General features: G+C 28.9%; 17 protein-coding genes. 2 read left to right on the top strand and 15 right to left on the bottom strand.

Annotated features, from left to right (window positions below; all coding sequences use genetic code 11):
- Nucleotides 1-158: 158 nt before the first annotated feature.
- The 14 genes from AQ1685_RS10185 to AQ1685_RS10120 all read right to left on the bottom strand — a co-directional run bounded on the left by AQ1685_RS10185 (nucleotide 159) and on the right by AQ1685_RS10120 (nucleotide 14,860).
- Complete coding sequence (locus AQ1685_RS10185) at nucleotides 159-3,371, bottom strand: AsmA-like C-terminal region-containing protein (RefSeq protein WP_095071833.1); 3,213 nt, start codon at nucleotides 3,369-3,371, stop codon at nucleotides 159-161.
- Nucleotides 3,372-3,893: 522 nt separating this feature from the next.
- Nucleotides 3,894-5,207, bottom strand: coding sequence for a DEAD/DEAH box helicase (locus AQ1685_RS10180; protein ID WP_095071830.1), 1,314 nt, complete (start codon nucleotides 5,205-5,207; stop codon nucleotides 3,894-3,896).
- Between the two features lie 2 nt (nucleotides 5,208-5,209).
- Complete coding sequence (locus tag AQ1685_RS10175; RefSeq protein WP_095071828.1) at nucleotides 5,210-6,544, bottom strand: DEAD/DEAH box helicase; 1,335 nt, start codon at nucleotides 6,542-6,544, stop codon at nucleotides 5,210-5,212.
- 188 nt (nucleotides 6,545-6,732) lie between these two features.
- Nucleotides 6,733-7,134 carry a hypothetical protein gene (locus AQ1685_RS10170; protein WP_095071826.1) on the bottom strand — a complete coding sequence of 134 codons (402 nt, stop codon included), beginning with the start codon at nucleotides 7,132-7,134 and terminating at the stop codon, nucleotides 6,733-6,735.
- Nucleotides 7,134-7,964 (bottom strand): universal stress protein, encoded by an 831-nt coding sequence (locus AQ1685_RS10165; protein ID WP_095071824.1) that lies wholly within the window; start codon nucleotides 7,962-7,964, stop codon nucleotides 7,134-7,136. Before AQ1685_RS10165 ends, AQ1685_RS10170 begins: the two co-directional genes overlap by 1 nt.
- A 53-nt stretch (nucleotides 7,965-8,017) precedes the next feature.
- Nucleotides 8,018-8,428 (bottom strand): VOC family protein, encoded by a 411-nt coding sequence (locus AQ1685_RS10160; protein ID WP_095071822.1) that lies wholly within the window; start codon nucleotides 8,426-8,428, stop codon nucleotides 8,018-8,020.
- Nucleotides 8,429-8,689, bottom strand: coding sequence for a hypothetical protein (locus AQ1685_RS10155; protein WP_095071820.1), 261 nt, complete (start codon nucleotides 8,687-8,689; stop codon nucleotides 8,429-8,431).
- The gene (locus AQ1685_RS10150) at nucleotides 8,686-8,958 is read right to left on the bottom strand and encodes a hypothetical protein (protein WP_095071818.1); all 273 of its coding nucleotides are present in this window, start codon (nucleotides 8,956-8,958) and stop codon (nucleotides 8,686-8,688) included. The genes AQ1685_RS10155 and AQ1685_RS10150 overlap by 4 nt, the downstream gene beginning before the upstream one ends.
- Nucleotides 8,959-8,962: 4 nt before the next feature.
- Nucleotides 8,963-9,940, bottom strand: a complete 978-nt coding sequence (locus tag AQ1685_RS10145; RefSeq protein WP_095071816.1) for a deoxyhypusine synthase family protein — start codon at nucleotides 9,938-9,940, stop codon at nucleotides 8,963-8,965.
- A gap of 44 nt (nucleotides 9,941-9,984) precedes the next feature.
- Entirely contained in the window at nucleotides 9,985-10,749 is a 765-nt protein-coding gene (locus AQ1685_RS10140; protein WP_095071814.1) for an RMD1 family protein, read from the bottom strand.
- On the bottom strand, nucleotides 10,750-11,688 hold the full coding sequence (gene speB / locus AQ1685_RS10135; protein ID WP_095071812.1) for an agmatinase: 939 nt from the start codon (nucleotides 11,686-11,688) through the stop codon (nucleotides 10,750-10,752).
- A gap of 11 nt (nucleotides 11,689-11,699) precedes the next feature.
- Nucleotides 11,700-13,091 carry an arginine decarboxylase gene (locus tag AQ1685_RS10130; RefSeq protein WP_095071810.1) on the bottom strand — a complete coding sequence of 464 codons (1,392 nt, stop codon included), beginning with the start codon at nucleotides 13,089-13,091 and terminating at the stop codon, nucleotides 11,700-11,702.
- Nucleotides 13,092-13,627: 536 nt separating this feature from the next.
- Entirely contained in the window at nucleotides 13,628-14,227 is a 600-nt protein-coding gene (locus AQ1685_RS10125) for a DUF6642 family protein (protein WP_095071808.1), read from the bottom strand.
- Between the two features lie 141 nt (nucleotides 14,228-14,368).
- Complete coding sequence (locus AQ1685_RS10120; RefSeq protein WP_095071806.1) at nucleotides 14,369-14,860, bottom strand: mechanosensitive ion channel domain-containing protein; 492 nt, start codon at nucleotides 14,858-14,860, stop codon at nucleotides 14,369-14,371.
- Nucleotides 14,861-15,626: 766 nt separating this feature from the next.
- Between AQ1685_RS10120 and AQ1685_RS10115 the strand changes: the two genes are divergently transcribed.
- On the top strand, nucleotides 15,627-18,764 hold the full coding sequence (locus AQ1685_RS10115; protein WP_095071804.1) for a VPS10 domain-containing protein: 3,138 nt from the start codon (nucleotides 15,627-15,629) through the stop codon (nucleotides 18,762-18,764).
- Nucleotides 18,765-18,913: 149 nt separating this feature from the next.
- On the opposite strand, the gene AQ1685_RS10110 is transcribed toward AQ1685_RS10115, so the two are convergent.
- The gene (locus tag AQ1685_RS10110) at nucleotides 18,914-19,756 is read right to left on the bottom strand and encodes a dienelactone hydrolase family protein (protein WP_095071802.1); all 843 of its coding nucleotides are present in this window, start codon (nucleotides 19,754-19,756) and stop codon (nucleotides 18,914-18,916) included.
- Between the two features lie 173 nt (nucleotides 19,757-19,929).
- Between AQ1685_RS10110 and AQ1685_RS10105 the strand changes: the two genes are divergently transcribed.
- Entirely contained in the window at nucleotides 19,930-21,273 is a 1,344-nt protein-coding gene (locus AQ1685_RS10105; RefSeq protein WP_095071798.1) for an alkaline phosphatase D family protein, read from the top strand.
- The last annotated feature ends 1 nt before the right edge of the window (nucleotide 21,274 follow it).

Raw genomic sequence — 21,274 nt, 5'->3', positions numbered from 1 at the left:
CATTTATAAAGAAAATTTGAATAGAAAAATGAAATAATTATTAAGGTAAAAACTTCGCGTTTTACCAAAGCAAAGTGTACATAACGTAGAACATTATAGAGCAATGTTATAAAATAAGAATAAAACAGCGAATATTGTATATTTTAAATATTTGTGACTTACTTCTTTTTAGGCTTCTTCTTCATAGAAACTTTAAAATCATCCACTGTACCGTGTAATTTTAAGTTTAAGTATTTTACTTTTTTATTAGGATCAACTTCTACAATTTCATCCTCTTCTTCTTTAGTTCCACTATTTTTTTTGTTCTTAAATAGTTTATACCAAACAGCTTTTTTAACGGTTTTCCATGGAATTCTTATGTAATATTCAATATTATTATTCAAATCTTGTGTTCCAGACAATTCCATGTGTCCTAATGTGGATTCAATCGTCATATTGGGAATAGTTATACGACCGTTTTTTATATCAATATGATTTTGAATCGTATCAAATTTGATCTTATTTAAATTTTTGTCTCCCATGTAACTCGATAACATTTTCATAGGTTCATAATTCAATAATTTACCGTTAAGAACCTTTACATCCATATGAACTTCAGATTGATCTAAATCTGGTACTAAATCAGGATATACTCTAATTTTTCCATCTATTGTAGTAGAAACATGTCCTTTTAAATTGTCTGAAACCAAATGATCTTGTCCGAAATTTTCAAACTTGAATAAGAACTTATCCATATCAATATTAGTAGCTTCTATATTGGGTTTCATATAAATTTTCTTCGGATTGCTACCGTTAAAGTAACCAGACATTTTTAAATTTCCACCAGCGGCATTCATATGTAAAGTATCTACATAAATGTAATGATTTTGAGTTGTACGCAAACTTGCTTTTATATCTTCTAAATGAATTCTTTGATACATAAAATAATCTACATCAACATCAAATTTCATATCTGTAAATGGTAGTTCATACAAATTAAAAGCATCTGCATGTGCTGCAACATCTGCTGTTTTTGACTTTATAGTTATGGTCGCTTTTTCTGATGTTTCATCAGGAGGAAATAGCTGGTCATAGTCAACATAATTTGCCTTGAAACTAAGGTAATTGTCTCTTTTTCTAATTTCTTCATTATCTCCTAAATAATAGTTTAAGCCAATATTAAAAGAAGTTCTTCCAATTTTGCCTATAAAATCTTTCACTACAAGATGATCATCTTCATAATGGAAATCACCTGTAAAGCGTTCAAATCGTAATGGATGTACATGCATTTTGGTATTTAGCTTGTCCAATTCTAAATCTATGGAATGCAATTTAGATGCTTTATAATGCATACTAGAATTTACATGTAATGCTAATTTTTCAAATTCTTCATGCCTATATTCTTCAGGAACATAATTTTCACCTTGATAAGAGAAAATGTCTTCCAAACGCAACAAATCAGAAGTTAAAGTAATATCTAAATCCACATCCCCATTCAATTCTTTTTGCAACCAAAAACCATAGTTGTGTGCAAGTCCGTTAAAATGAAAATCAGAATCATCAATAAAACCTGTAAAATCTTTGATTTTAAGATCTTCATCATCGATTAATACATCTACATGAAAATCGTGTAATTTATGTGGATAATGCTTTAATTGTGCATTTAAACTATCTACAAAAAACTCTCCTTTAGGTAAATATTTACTTTCAGTAAAAGCTTTTGCTGAGGATTTAAATGAAAATCCAGCAGTTAAGTCTTTAATTTGTTCATCGATACCTCTTTTTATACTATCAGTAGCAGAAAACTGTGTCAATTCAGCAATATCTAACAGCTTCGATTGAATATCCAAATGAGTAACAACTAGTGTATCTGTATGATGAACAATAGCAGGAAGATCTGATACATATCCAGTTACTGAAATATCTGATTTTCCTAAAAGCATATCAAACTGGTTTATTGTCGCTTTTTTTCCATTCATTACAATATGCGCATTCAGCTTTTTTAGAGGTGCAGGAAGATCTTCGGAAGATAAACTTAGGCTATCAATTTTTAACTCACTATAATACGCTTGATTCAACTTACTTAGTGCTTGTTCTGGGTTATCAAGGTCTACAATATCATGAAAATTCATTTTTAATGAAACCTTTCCTGATGTAATATCTGCTTGATTTAAATTCAAGAAATCCGTTACAAATTTAAGATTAAAGTCTGCATTTAATCGCATATCTATTTCTGGTTCATCAAAATTATTGATCACAACATTTCCTAAAAATTTTCCTTTCCCTAATTTCGCCGTCATATCTTCTAATGAAAATGTTGTTGTGCGAGAACTTCGTTCATTTCCATTCGTAAAATGCCCTTTAAACCCAATGTTTTTAACTCGCTTACCTTTGTTAGGATTTTCTAAAAAAGCTTCACTTACACCGAAATTTACATCAAAAAAAGGTACTTGCTGATTCAATGTAGGTCCTTGAACTATTGCGTTAAAATAGATTTTCCCTGCATTTTTATAACGTTCTAAAACAGGTATCAAATCCTCTGGAGCAAAAGCAATAAGCATATCAAAATTAGGCTTGGCTCCTTTTATTTTAAGATCAAGATCAAAATCGTTTTTTGTGTCTACTATTCCTTCTAACTCAAAATCACCATGTTCCATAGTAACTCCAGAAGGTTCAATGGTAAGCAATCCTGTATTTTTATCAAGACTAATATCTGTATGAAGATCAAAGTGTTTGTGTTTTACATACGTAGTATCTCCATTACTAATTAAATTCATTTCAAACTTCGTATCAATATGTCCTGAAATAACTTCATTATCAATATTGAAACCACCATCAGCATCATAAATAAATGTTTCTAAATCTGTATTTTGACCTTCATCTTTTTTGTGGATATCTAAATTGTGTAATTTGACTTTTTGAAGTTTAAAATCTATTGGTTCTTCGTTTTCTGTTTCATCAAAAGATTGTAATGCGTTTAAAAGATTTAGACTTTTATCTTCATGAATTACAATATCAAAAAAACCATCTTCTACAACTAATGATTTAATGGTATAATCCCCTTGTAAAATATCCCACAAATTAAACCCTACGTAGATATCTTTAACATCCAAAATAACCGGAGAGTTATCCTCTTTTGTTTCATTTATTTTTAGATCGTCTACTTTAAAAGAAATATTTGGAAAATTACTAAACAGTGATAAGTGTGTGTCTCCTATAGCTATAAAGCCTTTATGAGTTTTATTAAGGTCAGCGATATGATCTTTAATAATACTGTTGTGTTTTGTGTTAATATATAATACCGTAGCACTCAGCAATAATACAGGTAAAAGTATTACACAAGCAATAAATCGCAACCAAAATTTTCTTTTTTTAAAGACTTCAAATTTCATAATACTTATGGTTATTATAGTAGTACAAGCTTGTTAATAAATATCTGTTGTCATTTGTAGTAAAATTATATCAATTCGAGTGATTTTTCGAAATAAAATGGATAAAAATTGTATCGAGAATAAGAATTTTAGTTCTGAATTAGTTTTCGATACGCTTTTTCGTATCTCAAAAGCAATCGAATTGACATTTTAGCTTTGTTTGAGTTTCTACACCCAAAGGATTGATAAATATTTAAACTAAAAATTTATGTATTTATTTTTTAAATATTCTTTGTGAATTATATCTGATATTATAACGTTATTCCGAATTTATTTCGGAATCTCATAATATTAATAAACAAGGAATTGCGATGAGAACCTGAAACAAGTTCAGATTGACGTTTGTTTATTATTGTATACTACAGATACGCGTAATAGACTTAAAGATATTGAAAAATTTTAGGGTGAAAACTTCTTAAAGACAGTTAAGTATAATAGTTATAAAATATGGATTATTCTTCCCTCCTACGTTGATCTGTATTGTTAAACAACATATATTCTTACTCTTTTCTTTTTTAAACGAGAATTATTTAATTTTTCAGCTAAGTCTTGAGCAATAGTTAAAGGAACAGAAATAAAAGCACAGTCTTGTTTTAATTCTATAACACCTAATTGATCTTTATTTAAATTTCCTTGTTTAAAGAAAAGTCCAGCAATATCTCCTTTTGATATTTTATCTTTTCGTCCACCTGAAATAAATAAAGTTGTCCAAAATTGAGGTTTCCATACAGCTTTTTTAGAAATATCTATCCCTTCTGTTTTCTTTATGAATTCTGGTAAAAATTCTTTTTCCGATTGTAATACATAAGCTACGCCTTCAGCATTTACTCTAGCTGTTCTACCATTTCTATGTGTAAATTCTTCTATTGCTCTTGGAAGTTCGTAATGAATAATAAACTTCAGTTCAGGAATATCAATACCTCTGGCGGCCAAATCAGTAGCAACTAGTAATTGAGAAGTTCCGTTTCTAAATTTAATTAAAGAGCGCTCACGATCTCTTTGTTCCATTCCCCCAGAAAAACAAGTATGACTAATCTTATTTTTCTTTAAAATATCACTAACCTTTGCAATACTATCTTTGAAATTACAGAAAATGATTCCTGGTTTATTTCCTATGTGAAATAGTAAATCAACCAAGGTTTGTGTTTTGTCTTCTTTAGGAGAAACAACTGTTTTTATTTCTAATTTTGAAGCTTTCTTTTGCTGCAAGTAATTAATGATTTCAGGTTTATCTAAACCTACAAAATCAGGAATTTCAACACCTTGAGTAGCAGAAGTTAGTATTCGTTTATTAAGATTAGGAATTTGATTTATAATTCCTCTCATTTCATACTCAAACCCAACCTCTAAAGATTTATCAAATTCATCTAAAACAATGGTTTTTATACTATCCTTATCAAAACGTTCACTACTAAAATGATCAGCAACTCTTCCAGGTGTTCCTATTAAAATAGCCGGTGAATGTTTTAATTCTGCTTTATCTTTAGCTATTGGTCTACCTCCATAAACGGCGTTTATTTTGAATCCAGATCCCATATTTCTAGCCACTTGTTCTATTTGTATGGCTAATTCGCGTGAAGGAACTAAAACTAAAGCTTGTATATTTGAATTATTAGGATCTAATGTTTTTAATAACGGTAATAAAAAAGCCAATGTTTTTCCTGTTCCTGTTGGAGAAAGTAGAATCGTATTGGTTGCTTTTTCGATAACAGTTACAGCTTCTTTTTGCATCGGATTTAACTCATTGATATTCAATTTAGCTAAAATATCCTGCTGATTTTTAATGCTACTTGCCATAACTATTTTTTATTTTTTTGAGCATCTTGCTTCAATTTATCCTTGTTCACTTCTGCTAGATGATGTGCTAAAATCTTTTCCACTAGTTCATCTTTAGTTAAATGATGAAACACTGTTCTTACTTTTTCTTTAAATTCTTCTGAAACAGTTCTATTCGGTTTCGTTTTGAATATTTTTTTAGCCCATAACAACGTATTGTTTTCTTCTATACTTTGTGCATCTGCTTTTTTAAACTGACGAAAAGTAATCCCTAATTCTTCTTCAAAATCAGGAATTTCTTCAATTTCTTCTTCTTGTATAACACTTAACGAAAGGCCCTTTGCTCCTGCTCTCGCTGTTCGTCCGCTTCTATGCACGTAAGCTTCATAAGTATCTGGTAAATGATAGTTTACAACGTAAGAAACATCTTTTACATCAATACCACGAGCAGCTAAATCAGTGGCTACTAAAATATCAATATGACCAGCTCTAAATTGTTCCATTATTCGATCACGAATTCCTTGTGTTAAACTTCCATGAATTGCACCTGAAGAGAATTTATTAATAGCTAATTTTTTCGCTAATTTATTTACAGCAGCTTTAGTTTTACAAAAAATAATACCTCTTTCTCCTTCTTTAGAAGCTAGAAAATGTAGTAATACTTCTAGTTTTTCTATTGGTTTTACTACTACATATTGATGTTTTATTCCTTGATGACCAACAGTTTTCATGTCTGCTTCAATGTGAACTACATCTTTAGACATATAATTGTTCACTAACTGTTTTATAGCACCAGATAATGTTGCAGTAAATAGTAAAGTTCTTCTTTTTTTAGGAATCTCTTTAATAATACTATCTAAACCATCTTTTAAAGCACTTACCATTTCATCGGCTTCATCTAAGATAAAATAAGAGATATTTTTGATGTCAATTGCTTCGCGTTTAACTAAATCCGCTAAACGTCCAGGTGTGGCAACAACGATATGTGTTTCAGTTTTTAAACGCTCAATTTGTGGTTTTATAGGAATTCCTCCACAAATAGCAGCTATAGATATTGAAGGATTATGAGATGAAAAAGCTGTTAAATTTGCATGAATTTGTTGCCCTAATTCTCGTGTTGGAGCCAAAATTACTGCTTGAATATTAGGATTATTCGTATCTATTAACTGTAATAATGGCAATCCAAAAGCAGCGGTTTTACCTGTTCCTGTTTTTGCTAACGCAACTACATCTTGATTTTTATTCAAGATAATAGGAATCGTTTTTTCTTGTATATCTGTTGGTACAGAAATTTTTAAGTTGGTTAAACTTTGTTGAAATTCAGGATGTATTCCTAAGTCGGTAAAACTTTTTGACATGAAAGTATTTTTTGCAAAGGTAAGCAGTGTGATCTTAGCAATAGGAGTTTATTAGCGAATAACTTGAAACTAATATGAAGGCTAGAAATTTATATCCACTAAGTTTTTAAAATGAGTAATAAATGAAGTTTACTCCGATGTAAAAAAAATAGTAGTACAATCTAAAATCTAGCACTTCATATTATTTGTTAATTATTTAAATTACTAGTTTTGATGAGCTTATGTAATTTCGTTAAAAGAATTAACTCTGATTTATTTTTACCATGATCTGCATTACAAATTTTATGACATGCTTCTAATAATTCTTGTTTAACATCTTTGCTGAATAATTCTTTATTAGCTATAAAAAATACTTTGAATTTTTCAAAAGCTTGATCTGCATTTTGTTTTTCTTTAATTAAGCTTCTCATAGTTTCATAAATAAGTTCTTCGCTATCAAAACCATATTCATTTGTTGCCCACTCTTGTTTAACAGCCCAAACTATTTCTTTTTTTTCTTGTACAGACATTGTTTTATCTATCATTGAAAATGAATAAAATAAATTAGAAATGGCTCTATAAAAATCTTTGGTAAAGGATACACTTTTCATTATACTTCTGGTAAAATTAATAATGGAATATGACTTGTAAACGTAATTTTCTTTATCACATTTTCATCTAACAGTTGATTGAAAAAGTTATAATGATGATTGATAAACGCTAGTAATTGTCCGTTAGATTCTTCAACATACTTTTGAATCGTATACGTTTCAGATTCTTCCCAATCTAATTTTTTAAAAGAGGTATTAACATCTTGCAATAATTCTCTCAATTTGACTTTATGTGTTCTTTGTTTATTTGTTAGTGCTTCTTCAACAGAAAGGTTTACTATTTCTATATCACACTGTCTCATTTTACTGAATTTCAATAAAGCATGAAGTTCTACTTTGTTAAAATTTCTTTTATAGTTTGTAGAAAATATAATCCTATCAATTTTTTTGTATTTGTAATTTGTAGGAACTACTAATATTGGTGTATGATCTACTGCATTAATTATTTTAATTGTATTGGTACCAATAAAAGTTTGTGCTAAACTTTTAGCTCCTTTAGTTCCACATATGATAAGATCAATTTTTTCTTCTACTATAGTTTCTTTAACTGCATTAGTAAGTGAGTTTGTATCTATAATGGAATGGTATGTAAATCCTTTATTTTCTCTATTAAGAATATCAACTAAATACTTTAATTCATTTTCAATCTCATCATCCATTTGATTAAACCACTTTTCGTTGTGTTCTTTACTTAATAGATAAGATCTTTCACCTATGTAAACATCTAGTAAAAAAAAATTTATAAGCTCACCTTCAAAAAACTTCTTTGTATAGTTAAGTGCATTAAGAGCTGCTTCAGAAAAATCATAAGGAATTAAAATGTTTTTCATAATTATTGATTTTATTTGGATTCTTATTTTGTTAAAAGAGCTCGTTAAAGAGCCTATATGAATATCTCATCAGGCTCCTTAAACGTTTTAAACTCTATAAAATAACCATTTGGATCTTGTACAAAGAATGAATTTTGTTCTCCGTTTTTGTCTTCAAAAAAAGTCTTCTTTACAATGGTATCCATAGACCATCTATTAATTTTATCATGAAGCATTTCCCATTCATCACTATCTAAAATAACTCCAAAATGAAAAGATGGTAATTTTTCATTTTCTAATTGATAATGAGGATATTCAAAATTGAAATTATCTACACTAACAAAAGTTAATTGACATCCATATAAGTTAAAATCTACCCATTCTCTGTTACTTCTACCCTCTTCTATTCCTAAATCTTGAGTATAAAACTTTATAGTTTCTTTTAAGTTTTTACAAGGTAATGATATGTGAAAATTACTATTCATTTATAAAATTTTTAATTTGTTAAGCTTTAGAATTACAAAATCTTCATCATCTAAATCATCAATAATTTCTAAATATTCAATTTGGAACTTTTTTCCAATATGAATTTTAGATTTTAAGTCATATAAATTTAAGATATTATTATTAATCTGTTCAAATTTGATGAGCTCACCATTATTTAGTTGAAACGATAGATACCCATTCTCATAACTTTTGAAAATTCCTTCTTCAAAAATTAATTCTTCTGTACTGTAATACTTCATGATATCTCAAAGTTTTCTTCCACGAAATTGTCACTATCATAATTAAAATCATCATCAGAATAATCTTCCATTTTTTTCTCTAATTGTGAACTAATTTTAACTAAATATGTGGTATCATTAGCAATAACTTCAACAGCTTTTACAGTTTCTCCTTTTGCATTTTTAAAAGAGATAATATCGTCAAAATCGTATCCGTAAGGATATTTTTCTACTAATAAATCTAAAATATTAGTAGTCAATTTTTCATAAGTAACAATAACTCGTTTCATAACATTACATTTTAAGTAAATAGGCAAAAATTAAAGGTGCAACAATTGTTGCATCACTTTCTATAATAAATTTAGGTGTATCTATATCTAATTTTCCCCAAGTAATTTTTTCATTAGGAACTGCACCAGAATATGATCCGTAACTTGTTGTTGAGTCTGAAATTTGACAGAAATAACTCCAAAAAGGAGTGTTTTCACGTTCTAAATCTTGATACAACATTGGAACAACGCATATAGGGAAGTCTCCTGCAATACCACCTCCTATTTGAAAAAAACCAATTCCATTATCAGAATTATTTGTATACCAATCTGCTAAAAACGTCATATATTCAATTCCCGATTTCATAGTTGAAGCTTTTAATTCTCCTTTTAAAACATAAGAAGCGAATATATTTCCCATAGTAGAATCTTCCCATCCAGGTACAACCATTGGAAGGTTTTTCTCTGCAGCAGCATACATCCAAGAATTTTTAATATCTATTTCATAATGCTCTTCTAAAACTCCAGATAATAAAAGTTTATACATAAATTCATGTGGAAAAAAGCGTTCGTTGTTTTCTTCAGCATCTTTCCAAATTTTGAAAATATGTTTTTGTAGTCTTCTGAAAGCTTCTTCTTCTGGAATACAGGTATCTGTAACTCGATTTAATCCTTTTAATAAAAGATCCCATTCATCTTGGGGAGTTAAATCTCTGTAGTTGGGCACTCTCTTGTAATGAGAATGTGCAACTAAATTCATAATATCTTCTTCTAAGTTGGCTCCAGTACATGAAATGATGTGTACTTTTTCTTGTCGAATCATTTCAGCGAAAATTTTTCCAATTTCTGCTGTACTCATAGCTCCGGCTAATGAAACTAACATTTTAGAACCATCTTCGATTTGTTTTTCGTAAGCTTTTGCAGCATCAACAAGAGATGCGGCGTTAAAATGTAGAAAGTACTTTTCTAAAAATTCTGATATTGGGTGTGTATTTGTATTCATTTTTATTGTAATCTTTTTAGCTTGTTTATTGTGTGTTTTTTTGTTTAAAAGAACATTTTAATCACTTCTAGTAGAATTAATATGATGATAATCCATTCTAACATACTACTGTATTGGTGGTTTAAAATATCTCTAAATAAATCTAGATTCTCTTTTATAACATTTAAACTATTTACTACTCCGTTGTGTCTTTTTACAACATCTAATTCATCTCTAAGTTTGTAATTTAATAAAGAAAGATTTTTATCATTCCAAGCAACTTCAGGAGCTTCAAAAACAAATAAATCTTCAGCTATGTTATTTTTTAAATTCATTGTTTTACCAATGAATTTCCTCATTTTTTTTCTTGATAAATTAAAATTTCCTTTATCCTCTAATTGCTTAGAATACACGAGAGTTTTTTCGTGTAAATCAGAAGCTTTATTAACATAATTCATTAGTGCTACAGATTGAGCCAAATTCAGACAAATGATATGTGCTACATCAGAGTTTATTTGTTGAACTTCAATTGTACCAAAATCAACATTATTTGTCTGAGATATAGATAAATTAAAACACTCATATGGTAATTTTTTAATGTTAATTTCGTTATCTAAAATTTTATGAATAACTCTAATGATATATAATTCGTTACAATTGAAAAACACAATACTTCCATAATCTTTAATGTATATGAAGACGTTATTTTCCTTCTCATATAATATAAAAGTATGCTCTCTCTTTTGTATTGAAAGTTTAGGGAAAAGACCTCTAATTGTAGAGAGGTCTAATCGTTTCTCTAAATGATATGCTATAACAGTTATGCTCATTTAAAATTCTTCATCATAATCTTCGTCTTCTCTTACCTTTTTAACTAAATGAAGTTCTTTTTCTTTATAATCTTCATCTATTTCTTCTTCAGAATTAAACTTATAGCTTAACATTTTGTAAAATAATTTTGCAGCTAAAAAATCTGATGATTTATCTATTTCATTCGGACAAAGTTCTACTAAATCAAATCCTACTACGTTTTTTTGTTCAAATACTAATTTTAAAAACTCTAAAGTTTCATACCATAACAAACCTCCAGGTTCTGGAGTACCAGTACTCGGCATAATTGAAGGATCTAAAGCATCTAAATCAAAAGAAATAAATACATTTTGAGTTAATTGATCTAACACATCATCCATCCAATAATCATTAACAGCCATGTCGTGAGCGAAAAATACTTTATCAAGATTCATGGCGTTTTTCTCTGATTTATCCATGCTTCTAATTCCAACTTGTACGAGATTGGTATTTAAACTAGCTTCATACATAGCACAAGCATGATTGTATGGTGAACCATCATATTCTTTACGTAAATCTGCATGCGCATCTATATGAAGTATAGTTAAATTGTTAAAGCATTCATCAAAAGCTCTAACTGTACCTATTGAAATTGAGTGTTCTCCTCCTATTACGGTAACAAACTTATTTTTATTAATGTACTTTTTAGTTACTTGATGTACCGCTTCAATCATTGCTCCAGGTGATCTATTTTCTTGAATTGCTTCAGCTAAATAAATACCTTCTTTATATACTTCACTATCAGTTTCTATATCGTATAACTCCATGTTCTCAGAAGCATCTAAAAAAGCTTCTGGACCTTTATCTGCACCTTTTTGCCAAGTACTGGTGTTATCATAAGGAACAGGTAGAATGACGATATTAGCATTTTCTAATTTTGCATATTGATCTGGAATTCCAGCATAATTTCTTTTTTCCATGGTATTATTTTTTAGTAGCCAAGAATTGACAAGAATTCTTCACTTTTTTGTTGTTCTTTAAATAGTTTTGTTGTTAAATCTCCGTTTTCGTTTTTACTTATTAAGATGTGTTTTGGGTTTGGAATCAAACAGTGTTGTAATCCTCCAAAACCTCCTATTGATTCTTGATAAGCACCTGTGTTAAAAAAGCCTATATATAATGTTTTCTTCTTGTCGTACTTTGGTAAATAGATCGCATTTATATGTTGTTCAGAATTATAATAATCATCGCTATCACATGTTAAACCACCTAATAAAACACGCTCATATTCTTCGTTCCATCTATTTACTGGAAGCATGATGAATCTTTTATTAATTGCCCAACTATCTGGCAATGTTGTTATAAAAGAAGAGTTTATCATGTTCCATTTTTCACGGTCGTTTTGCTTTTTTTGATATAAAACTTCATATATAGCACCACCTGCTTCTCCAACAGTATAACTTCCAAATTCTGTGAAAATATCGGGTGTATCAACTTCCGCTTCATCACAAGCAATTTTTATCTGAGAAATAATTTCTTCAATCATGTATTGATAATCATACTCAAAAGCCAGTGAATTTTTAATAGGAAATCCTCCTCCAATATTTAAGCTATTTAGTGTCGGACAAATTTTCTTTAACTCTATGTATACTTTCAAGCATTTGGTTAATTCATTCCAGTAATAAGCTGTGTCTTTTATTCCTGTATTTATGAAGAAATGAAGCATTTTTAAATCTACTTGAGGATTTTGAGCTATTTCTTTTTTATAAAAGTTTACAATGTTTTTATAACCAATACCAAGTCTACTTGTATAAAACTCAAACTTAGGTTCTTCTTCTGAAGCTATTCGAATACCAATATTGAATTTGCTACTTGTTTCATCTAAAATGAGATCTAATTCTTCGTAATTATCAATTATTGGAATACAGTTTTTATGACCTCCGTCTATTAAACTTACAATATTTGCTATGTATTGATCTCTTTTAAAACCATTACATAATACGTAAGCATTATCACTTAATTTACCAGACTTTTTTAATGATTTTACGATATCTATGTCAAAAGCAGAAGAAGTTTCAATATGGATATTGTTTTTTAAAGCTTCATCTAAAATGTATTTAAAGTGTGAGCTTTTAGTACAATAGCAATAATGATAATTTCCTTTGTAATTAACTTTTTTGATAGCGTTATTAAACCAGTCTTTGGCATTAATAATATTTTCAGATATTTTAGGTAAATATGTAAACTTTAATGGAGCTCCATACATTTTTACCAATTGCATTAAATCAATATCATGAAATTGTAGTTTGTTGTTTTTTACCTTAAATTCCTGTTGCGGAAAATTAAAAGTTTGATCTATTAAATCTATATATTTTATGTTCATTTTTTATTTGAAATTAGGGTGTTGAATTCTATTCCAAAAAAGTGGATAAACCGTTTTTTTGAATACAATCAAAAGAGTATCTCATCGCTATATTTCAGCGATTAAATAACTATGTCAATAAAAAAATGAATATTTAGACTCGTAAAGCCAAACAATCTCCGCTCTGTCTATAAAAGTTTAGCGGCAGTGAATTATTAAGTAAAAAGGAAGACACCTTAATTTTTTCGCTGCGTTTCCAAAACGCAAAGTAACTCTGAGTCTTCAAACAAAAGTTACTAACGAAATAAGTAAAACGTAACATTCGACTTATCCATAAGATGCGGTAAATATATTCTTTTTTTTAATATGAAAAACTTTTTTTAGTTTTTTTTGATCTTTTTAATAAGAGTTTAAAAATCAGTGCTTTAATTTTTGTTTTTTAATTCGATTTCATCGTAGCCACTAGTATACTTAGAGTTATAGTATGTTTTTTATTTCTTGGCTGATGATAAAATGTAATAATATATTTGATTTCTATTGTTAAGCTTAAAATATGACTAATAATACAATCTAAAATCTAGCATTTTACATAACTTATAATGCTTTTGGTGTAGTTTTTCTACAACCTCAAACATATTGTCATCTTCTTTAAATAAATTAAAAAATACTTTATCTAAATTGGAACTAGCAATTCCATTAAACTCGTATCCATAACCGGAAATAGCTTTTGCTCCTGTAATATCTAAGAAATATTGAGCTTCATCTTCTTCTAAATCTAAAACTTTTGAGTTAGCAAAATGTAATATTTTGTCATTCAATCGTCCTTCAAATATTTCTGCAATTTCTTGTAAATTATATAAATAACCATTTAAACAAATACTATTCGATTCGCCAGTCATGACTAGATAAATAATTTCATAGTTTTTAAAATTATGATCATCTAAAACCAAAGCATTTAAACTTTCTTCCAATCCTTCAATAGTATCACAAGTTTGATAAATACTAGTAATACCAAAATCTATCGTTAACTCTTCTAATTTCTGTTGCGTTGGAGTAACTTTAGTTATTTCTATATCCTGTACTGCTTCTAAACAAAATATAAAGTAATCTGGTTCTGTTATTTGGAATTGAGGTAATTGTTGTCTTTTTTGTAACAAGTTTCTATATTTATGTGTACATCACAAAAATAATATTTTACAATTTTAGATGGACAAAAATTCATCTATCAAATCATAGATTTTTGTTTTTTAAAGTGAGTCTATTTTAATATCATTTGTCACTTTTTAAGGTGATTAAATTTAATTTTTTCCTTTAAGTTCAATTCCTTTATACAGCATTACTATGTTAGGTATGGTAATGTGTCTTTTAGTTTCAGGAATGTAAAGAAGTACATAAAAACCTGTAATATCTTTTATTTCACCAGTCAAATCGTATTCTTTATCTAAGATTTTAACTGTATTTCCTATTCGCATCGGATGATAAAAAAACAGTATCACACTAGCTGTTAAATTTGATAACATTGACCATTGTGCAAAAAAGCCTACTCCTAATACTGCTAATATTGAGGAAGCAAAAACTCCAAACTGCTTAAATTCTATTCCTAGTATTAATAGAAGAACAAAGAACGCAGATAAAAAATAAACTAAATAAAAAAGATTCAAGATTAGCTTTCTTCTATGTGGTTCTATAGCATTTTTAGTAATGTAGGTTTTTGTTAATCTTTTTGTGATATTAATCGCTATAATTAATAATACTACTAGAAATGATATTTTTATAATTATTGTATGCATCCTAATCTTTTAAGCTTTGTAATTAATTGTCTTTTAAAAATATTATTAAAAGTTCAAAGATACCTTAATAGACATCTATTTTAAATAGATTATTACATATAAAATTGAAGAACAATGTTTGGTTAAAAGTATTTTGTAAATGGTAAGAATTTTAACAATGTAATGATTAGAAAATAAAATGCCTTTTGTTTGTTGACAAAAGGCATTTTAGGTTTAAGTAAAATTGCGGGGGAATCAATTCTAATTATAATAAATATAATCTTTTCGTTTATAATCAATTGTAATATAGGTATTTAATATGAATTATAAATAATATAAATTATTAAAAAAGTTTATTGTTATAATATAGCTAATTAATGATTAAATAAGAGCGGAAAAGCCTACGATATAATTTCGTAGGCTTTTTGATCAAATAATCATTATTTCCCCCAACGATCATTGATCTGATATATAGTTAAAATTGTTTAATCTTAATGGGTTTTTTGTTAAACAAACATAATAAATTTAATTAATGTTATCCATATAATATATTGATATACCGTGTTTTTCCTGTTTTTAAAGTATTGAAAAATATGGTTTTATTTCAAAAATAAATAATTCCTAATAAATTTCAAAGATCAAATTAACTACTTCAACAAAAACTTCATTAATTCAAAATTATTCATAGAAGAACATGTTTTTTGCTTTTTTAATTTGATTGTCAAAAGAATTATTCTTTTTATTTTTATGCTTTTTGAAAAATATCAATCAAATATCTTTTTTAAACATGAATTTTAGGATTATTATTTTATTAATCTCTTTTCCAATATTGATAATGGCACAAGAAGCTAATCAATATTTTTCTTCAATGAAATATAGAAATATTGGACCTTTTAGAGGTGGACGTTCTGTGAGTGCTACTGGTGTTGTAAATAACCCACTTACGTATTATATGGGAACTACAGGAGGTGGACTTTGGAAAACAGAAGACGCAGGACAACATTGGAAGAATATAAGTGATGTTTTTTTTAAAACAGGTTCTGTCGGAGCTGTTGCTGCATCAGAAAGTAATCCAAATATTATTTATGTTGGAATGGGAGAACATGCTATTCGTGGAGTTATGACTTCTTACGGTGATGGTGTTTATAAATCAACAGATGCTGGTAAAACTTGGAAACATATTGGATTAACCAAAACAGAACAAATTTCAAGAATTGTAATACATCCAACCAATCCTGATATTGTTTATGTAGCCGCACAAGGAAAATACTCTTCTCCTACTTCAGAAAGAGGTGTTTATAAATCTATTGATGGAGGTAAAACTTGGAAAAAAACTTTATTTGTAAATGATTTTTCTGGAGCTTCAGAACTATCAATAGATGTTAATAATCCACAAATTTTATATGCAGCCTTATGGCATCACCAAAGAACGCCATGGAAAATGATAAGTGGTGGCGAAGGAAGTGGAATTTATAAGTCTGACGACGCAGGTGAAACATGGAAAAAAATTCATAAAGGATTACCAAAAGAACTTGGAAAACTAGCTGTTGCTGTTTCTAGAAGTAATAGCAATAAAGTATATGCTTTAGTAGAAAGTGATACACAAAAAGACAATAGTGGATTATATGTTTCTAACAACGCAGGAAAAAGTTGGTCTTTAGTAAGCGGAGATAATAGATTAACACAACGTGCATGGTATTATACTGAAGTTTTTATTGATCCTAATGATGATGAAACTATATATGTGTTAAGTGCTCCTGCATTACGCTCTAAAAATGGTGGAAAAAGTTGGGAAAGAATTACCGGAACTCACGGAGATTATCATGATTTATGGATTAATCCAAACAATTCAAAAAATATGGTGATTGCAAATGACGGTGGTGCTGCAATCTCTTTTAACTTCGGAAAAAGTTGGTCTACTCAAAACATTATGCCAACATCTCAGTTTTATAGAATTAATGTAGATAATTTATTTCCATATAACATTTATGCTGGTCAACAAGACAATTCTTCTATCAGAATCGCCAGTATGAATATGACTGGTTATAGTATTTCTGAACGTAATTGGACAAGATCTGCAGGTGGAGAAAGTGCTTTTTTGGCTTTTGATAAAAACAATCCAAAAATTGTTGTTGGAGGTAGTTATTTAGGAACTATTGAAGTTTTGGATATGGAAAATATGATTAGTACTAATATTATGGCAGCTCCGCTTCAATATTTAGGAAAAGCTGCTAGAGATATGAAATATTTGTACAATTGGAATGCTCCAATTATTTGGTCTCAACATGAACCAAACACAATTTTTCATGGAGCTCAATTAGTGTTAAAATCAACAGATTTAGGTAAAAACTGGACACATTTTTCTCCTGATTTAACCAGAAATATTGATAAAAAACAAGGAAAAGGTGGTGGACCTTATACTAATGAAGCCGTTGGAGCAGAAAATTATGGTACTATTAGTTATTTAATAGAATCACCACATGAAAAAGGAGTTTTTTATTCAGGAAGTGACGATGGTCTGGTCCATATTACTAAAGATAATGGAAAAACTTGGCAAAATATTACACCTAAAAATCTTGGAGAAACGTTGGTAAACGCAATTGAAGTATCTCCACACAATCCTGCAGTTGTTTACATTGCAACAACTAAATATAAATTGGGTGATTATACTCCTGCCCTATTTAAGAGTTCAAATTATGGAAAAACATGGAAATCTATCAATACAGGAATTCCTTACGGTGCGCACACAAGAGTTATTAGAGAAGATAAAACTAAAAAAGGTTTATTATATGCTGGTACTGAATTAGGTGTTTATATCTCATTTAATGATGGAGCAAATTGGGAATCATTTCAAAGAAACCTTCCCGTAACTCCAATTTTAGATTTAAAAGTGCATCAGAATGATTTAATTGTAGGTACTTCTGGTAGAGCTTTCTGGATTTTAGATAATTTGTCATTATTATCTCAGTATAAAAAGAAAAATAAATCAGTAAAAGTATATACTCCTGAACCTATTTACTATGGAAATTGGGGAAGTAGAATGAGTGGTAATATTTCTAGTTTTAATGGTATGCAAAACTTTGTAGGTGTAAATCCTGCAAATGGAATTGAATTGTATTACGATTTACCTTCAATTGATAAATCTAAACCTGTAACCCTTACTGTTCTTGATGATAAAGGTAAAACTATAAATACCTATACTTCAGAAAGTGATAAAAACTATATTCCTCACAATGGAGGTGGTGCACCTAGAGCTCCAAGATTATCAAAGAAAAAAGGATTAAATCGTTTTGTATGGAATATGCAGCATAAAATTGTTCCAGGTATTCCTAAAGTTTATATTGAAGCTAATTTCAGAGGTCATAGAGTTGCTCCTGGCACTTATACTATGAAATTATCTTATGATGGAAAAACATACACAACAACTGCTATTATAAAAGAAAATCCAAATTATAATATTACTAAGGCTGAATTTGAAGAATATGATCAAATTATGAGTCAGATGGAAGCTAATGTTACAGATATGCATACTAAGGTAAATTTATTGAGTAACATCTCTAAAGACATCAAGAAGTCTATTCAACAAATGAAAAAGGGAAATAACAATGAATCTTTAATTGCAGAAGGAAAAAAGCTTTTGAAAGAAATAAAAGCTTGGGATGAATTGATGGTTCAACGTAGATCTCAAGCTTATGATGATGTTGAAAATTTTGAAAATAAATTTTCTGCTGAGTATTTGTTCCTTATGAATCAAACTAGTGGAAGCTTACCAAAAGTTACTCAGGCTTCAATTGACACTAAAGCAGAATTAGATAAACAATGGAGTACTTTAAAAAAGACAGCGGAAGATTTAATTAATAATACAATTCCTGCATTTAATGAAAAATTATGGAAAGCAGGTATTGGAGCTATTAAAATGAAATAAAAATAACTGATATTATAAATAAAAAGTCTCTTGATTTTAACTTCAAGAGACTTTTTAGGTTAAAAAACCTTGGGGGACTTAAAATAAGGCTATTACCTTATCAATTTATTATTTAAATTTAATAATTATTAATGTAAAAACAAAATAAATTAATCATTAAATACTCTTTTAAGTAAATCCTGTAAACTATTCCAAGATTTTTTATCAGCTTCTGCATTATACGCCAAAGGTAAATTGAATTTTTTACCATTTTCATCAGCAGTTTTAGAAGTAAAACTATGTTTAGCACCAGGATAAGAAAAATACTGATACTTTGCTCCTATTGAATCTAAAGCAGATTTAAAAGTTGTTACAGATTCAGGACTTACAAAAGGATCATCTGCTCCATTACAAACTAAAACTTGAGCTTTTAAATCTTTATTTGGCATTACTGGTAATGCAACTCCACTATGAAAAGCAGCAACAGCATCTAAATCAAATCCGCTGTTAGCCATAGTTAATGCTACACTTCCTCCAAAGCAATATCCGATAGCAGCAATTTTTTCTCCATTTACTGATTCATGATTTTTTAATAATTCTACAGCAGCATTAAAACGCTTTTTTGCTACAGGTAAGTTTTTCATTACATTTCCAGCAAATTTACCTGCATCACTTGGGTGATTTGCTTGTTTTCCATCTCCGTACATATCAACAGCAATGGCAGTATATCCTAATTCTGCTAACATATCTGCACGTTCTCTTACGTAATTGTTATGTCCCCACCATTCGTGAACAATAAGTATACCTGGACGTTTCCCTTTGTTATTTTCATCAAAAGCAATGTAACCTTTCAAATTTGTAGAATCAGAAACATAAGTAACTTCTTCTCCTTTAATTTTTATTGTCTTTTCTGCTACAGGAGTTTCAGCCTTAGGTTTAGCCTCAGTCTTTTCCTTACAAGAGATTACAAAAGATAAGGTAATTAATACTAGAATAGAGTTTAGTGATTTCATTAGTGATCGTATTTTATTTGGTGTTATAAATATAGTCATTGTTCTTTAAAAGAGAATTTTATCAGAAGGTCATGTTACTCTAATGCTTTCTTTATCTTTTAAAAACATTATATCAAACAATAACTTTAACTTTGTCTAACAATTAAACCAATAATTACATTAATTTTTATTTCATGATTAAAAAGTTATTTCTTGTTGTACTACTAGTAGTTTCTGGCTATGTTGGTTTTGCTCAAGATAAAATTCAATCGGGACCAATGGTAGGATATTCAACGATGCGTGAAGTTTTATTATGGGTCCAAACCACTAAAGCTTCTGAAGTTCATTTTGAATATTTTGATCAATTAAATCCTAAAGAACGCTTTAAAACAGATATGTATACAACCAATAAAAAAGATGGTTTTGTAGCTCAATTAGTGGCGGATAAAGTACTACCAGGAAAAAAATATACATATGAGGTGTATGTAAATGGTAAAAAAGTAAAAAGAAATTACCCAATGGAATTTCAATCGCAAACACTTTGGCAGTGGAGAACAGATCCTCCTGAAATTAATTTCGCGATAGGGAGTTGTGCTTATGTTAATGAAACTCGTTTTGATAGACCAGGAAAACCTTATGGTAGTAGTTATGAAATTTTTACAACCATTCACTCTAAAAGACCAGATTTTATGCTTTGGTTAGGTGACAATACATATTTAAGAGAAGCCGATTGGAGTTCTCGTACTGGTTTTTTACATAGATATACGCATACAAGATCTTTAAAAGAATTACAACCTTTATTGGCTTCTACACATAATTATGCAATTTGGGATGATCATGATTTTGGTCCGAATGATTCTGATGGAAGTTTTCCTTTAAAAAATACTGCTGTAGAAATGTTCAAACTTTTCTGGGGAAATCCTAATTATGATGCTTTAGGAACTGGCGGAATTACAGGTTCTTTTCAATGGGGAGATTTAGACTTCTTCATGTTAGATAACCGTTATTACAGAACGGCAAATAGGAATTTCACAGGTGAACGTCAAATGTTAGGTGAAGAACAAATCGATTGGTTAATTAATGCATTATCATCTAGTAGAGCTCCTTTTAAATTTATTGCTATCGGAGGTCAAGTATTAAGTTCTGAAGCCATGCATGAAAACTATGCTATTTTTCCAAAGGAAAGAGCTTATTTAATTCGTAAAATTAGAGAAGCAAAAATTGAAGGTGTTATTTTTTTAGATGGAGATCGTCATCACACAGCATTAAGTGTAATGAAAGAAAGTAGTAGTGTTTACCCTTTATATGATTTAACTTGTTCTCCTTTAACTTCTGGAGCGCATGCAAGTAAAGAAGAATTCAATAATTATAAACTGGAAGAAACCTTAGTAGGTGAACATAATTTTGGGTTACTAAAAGTTAGTGGTCCTCGTACTGATCGAGTTTTAACTATTCAAATTTTGAATAAAGATGGAAAAGAAATGTGGACTAAAAACATTAAAGCTAGAGATTTAAAATACAAATCTAGAAGAAGATAAT

Source organism: Tenacibaculum jejuense, from assembly GCF_900198195.1.
Taxonomy (GTDB): Bacteria; Bacteroidota; Bacteroidia; order Flavobacteriales; family Flavobacteriaceae; genus Polaribacter; species Polaribacter jejuensis.
Note: the sequence above shows the minus strand (reverse complement) of the source record. Positions and strands in the feature narration are given on the sequence as shown.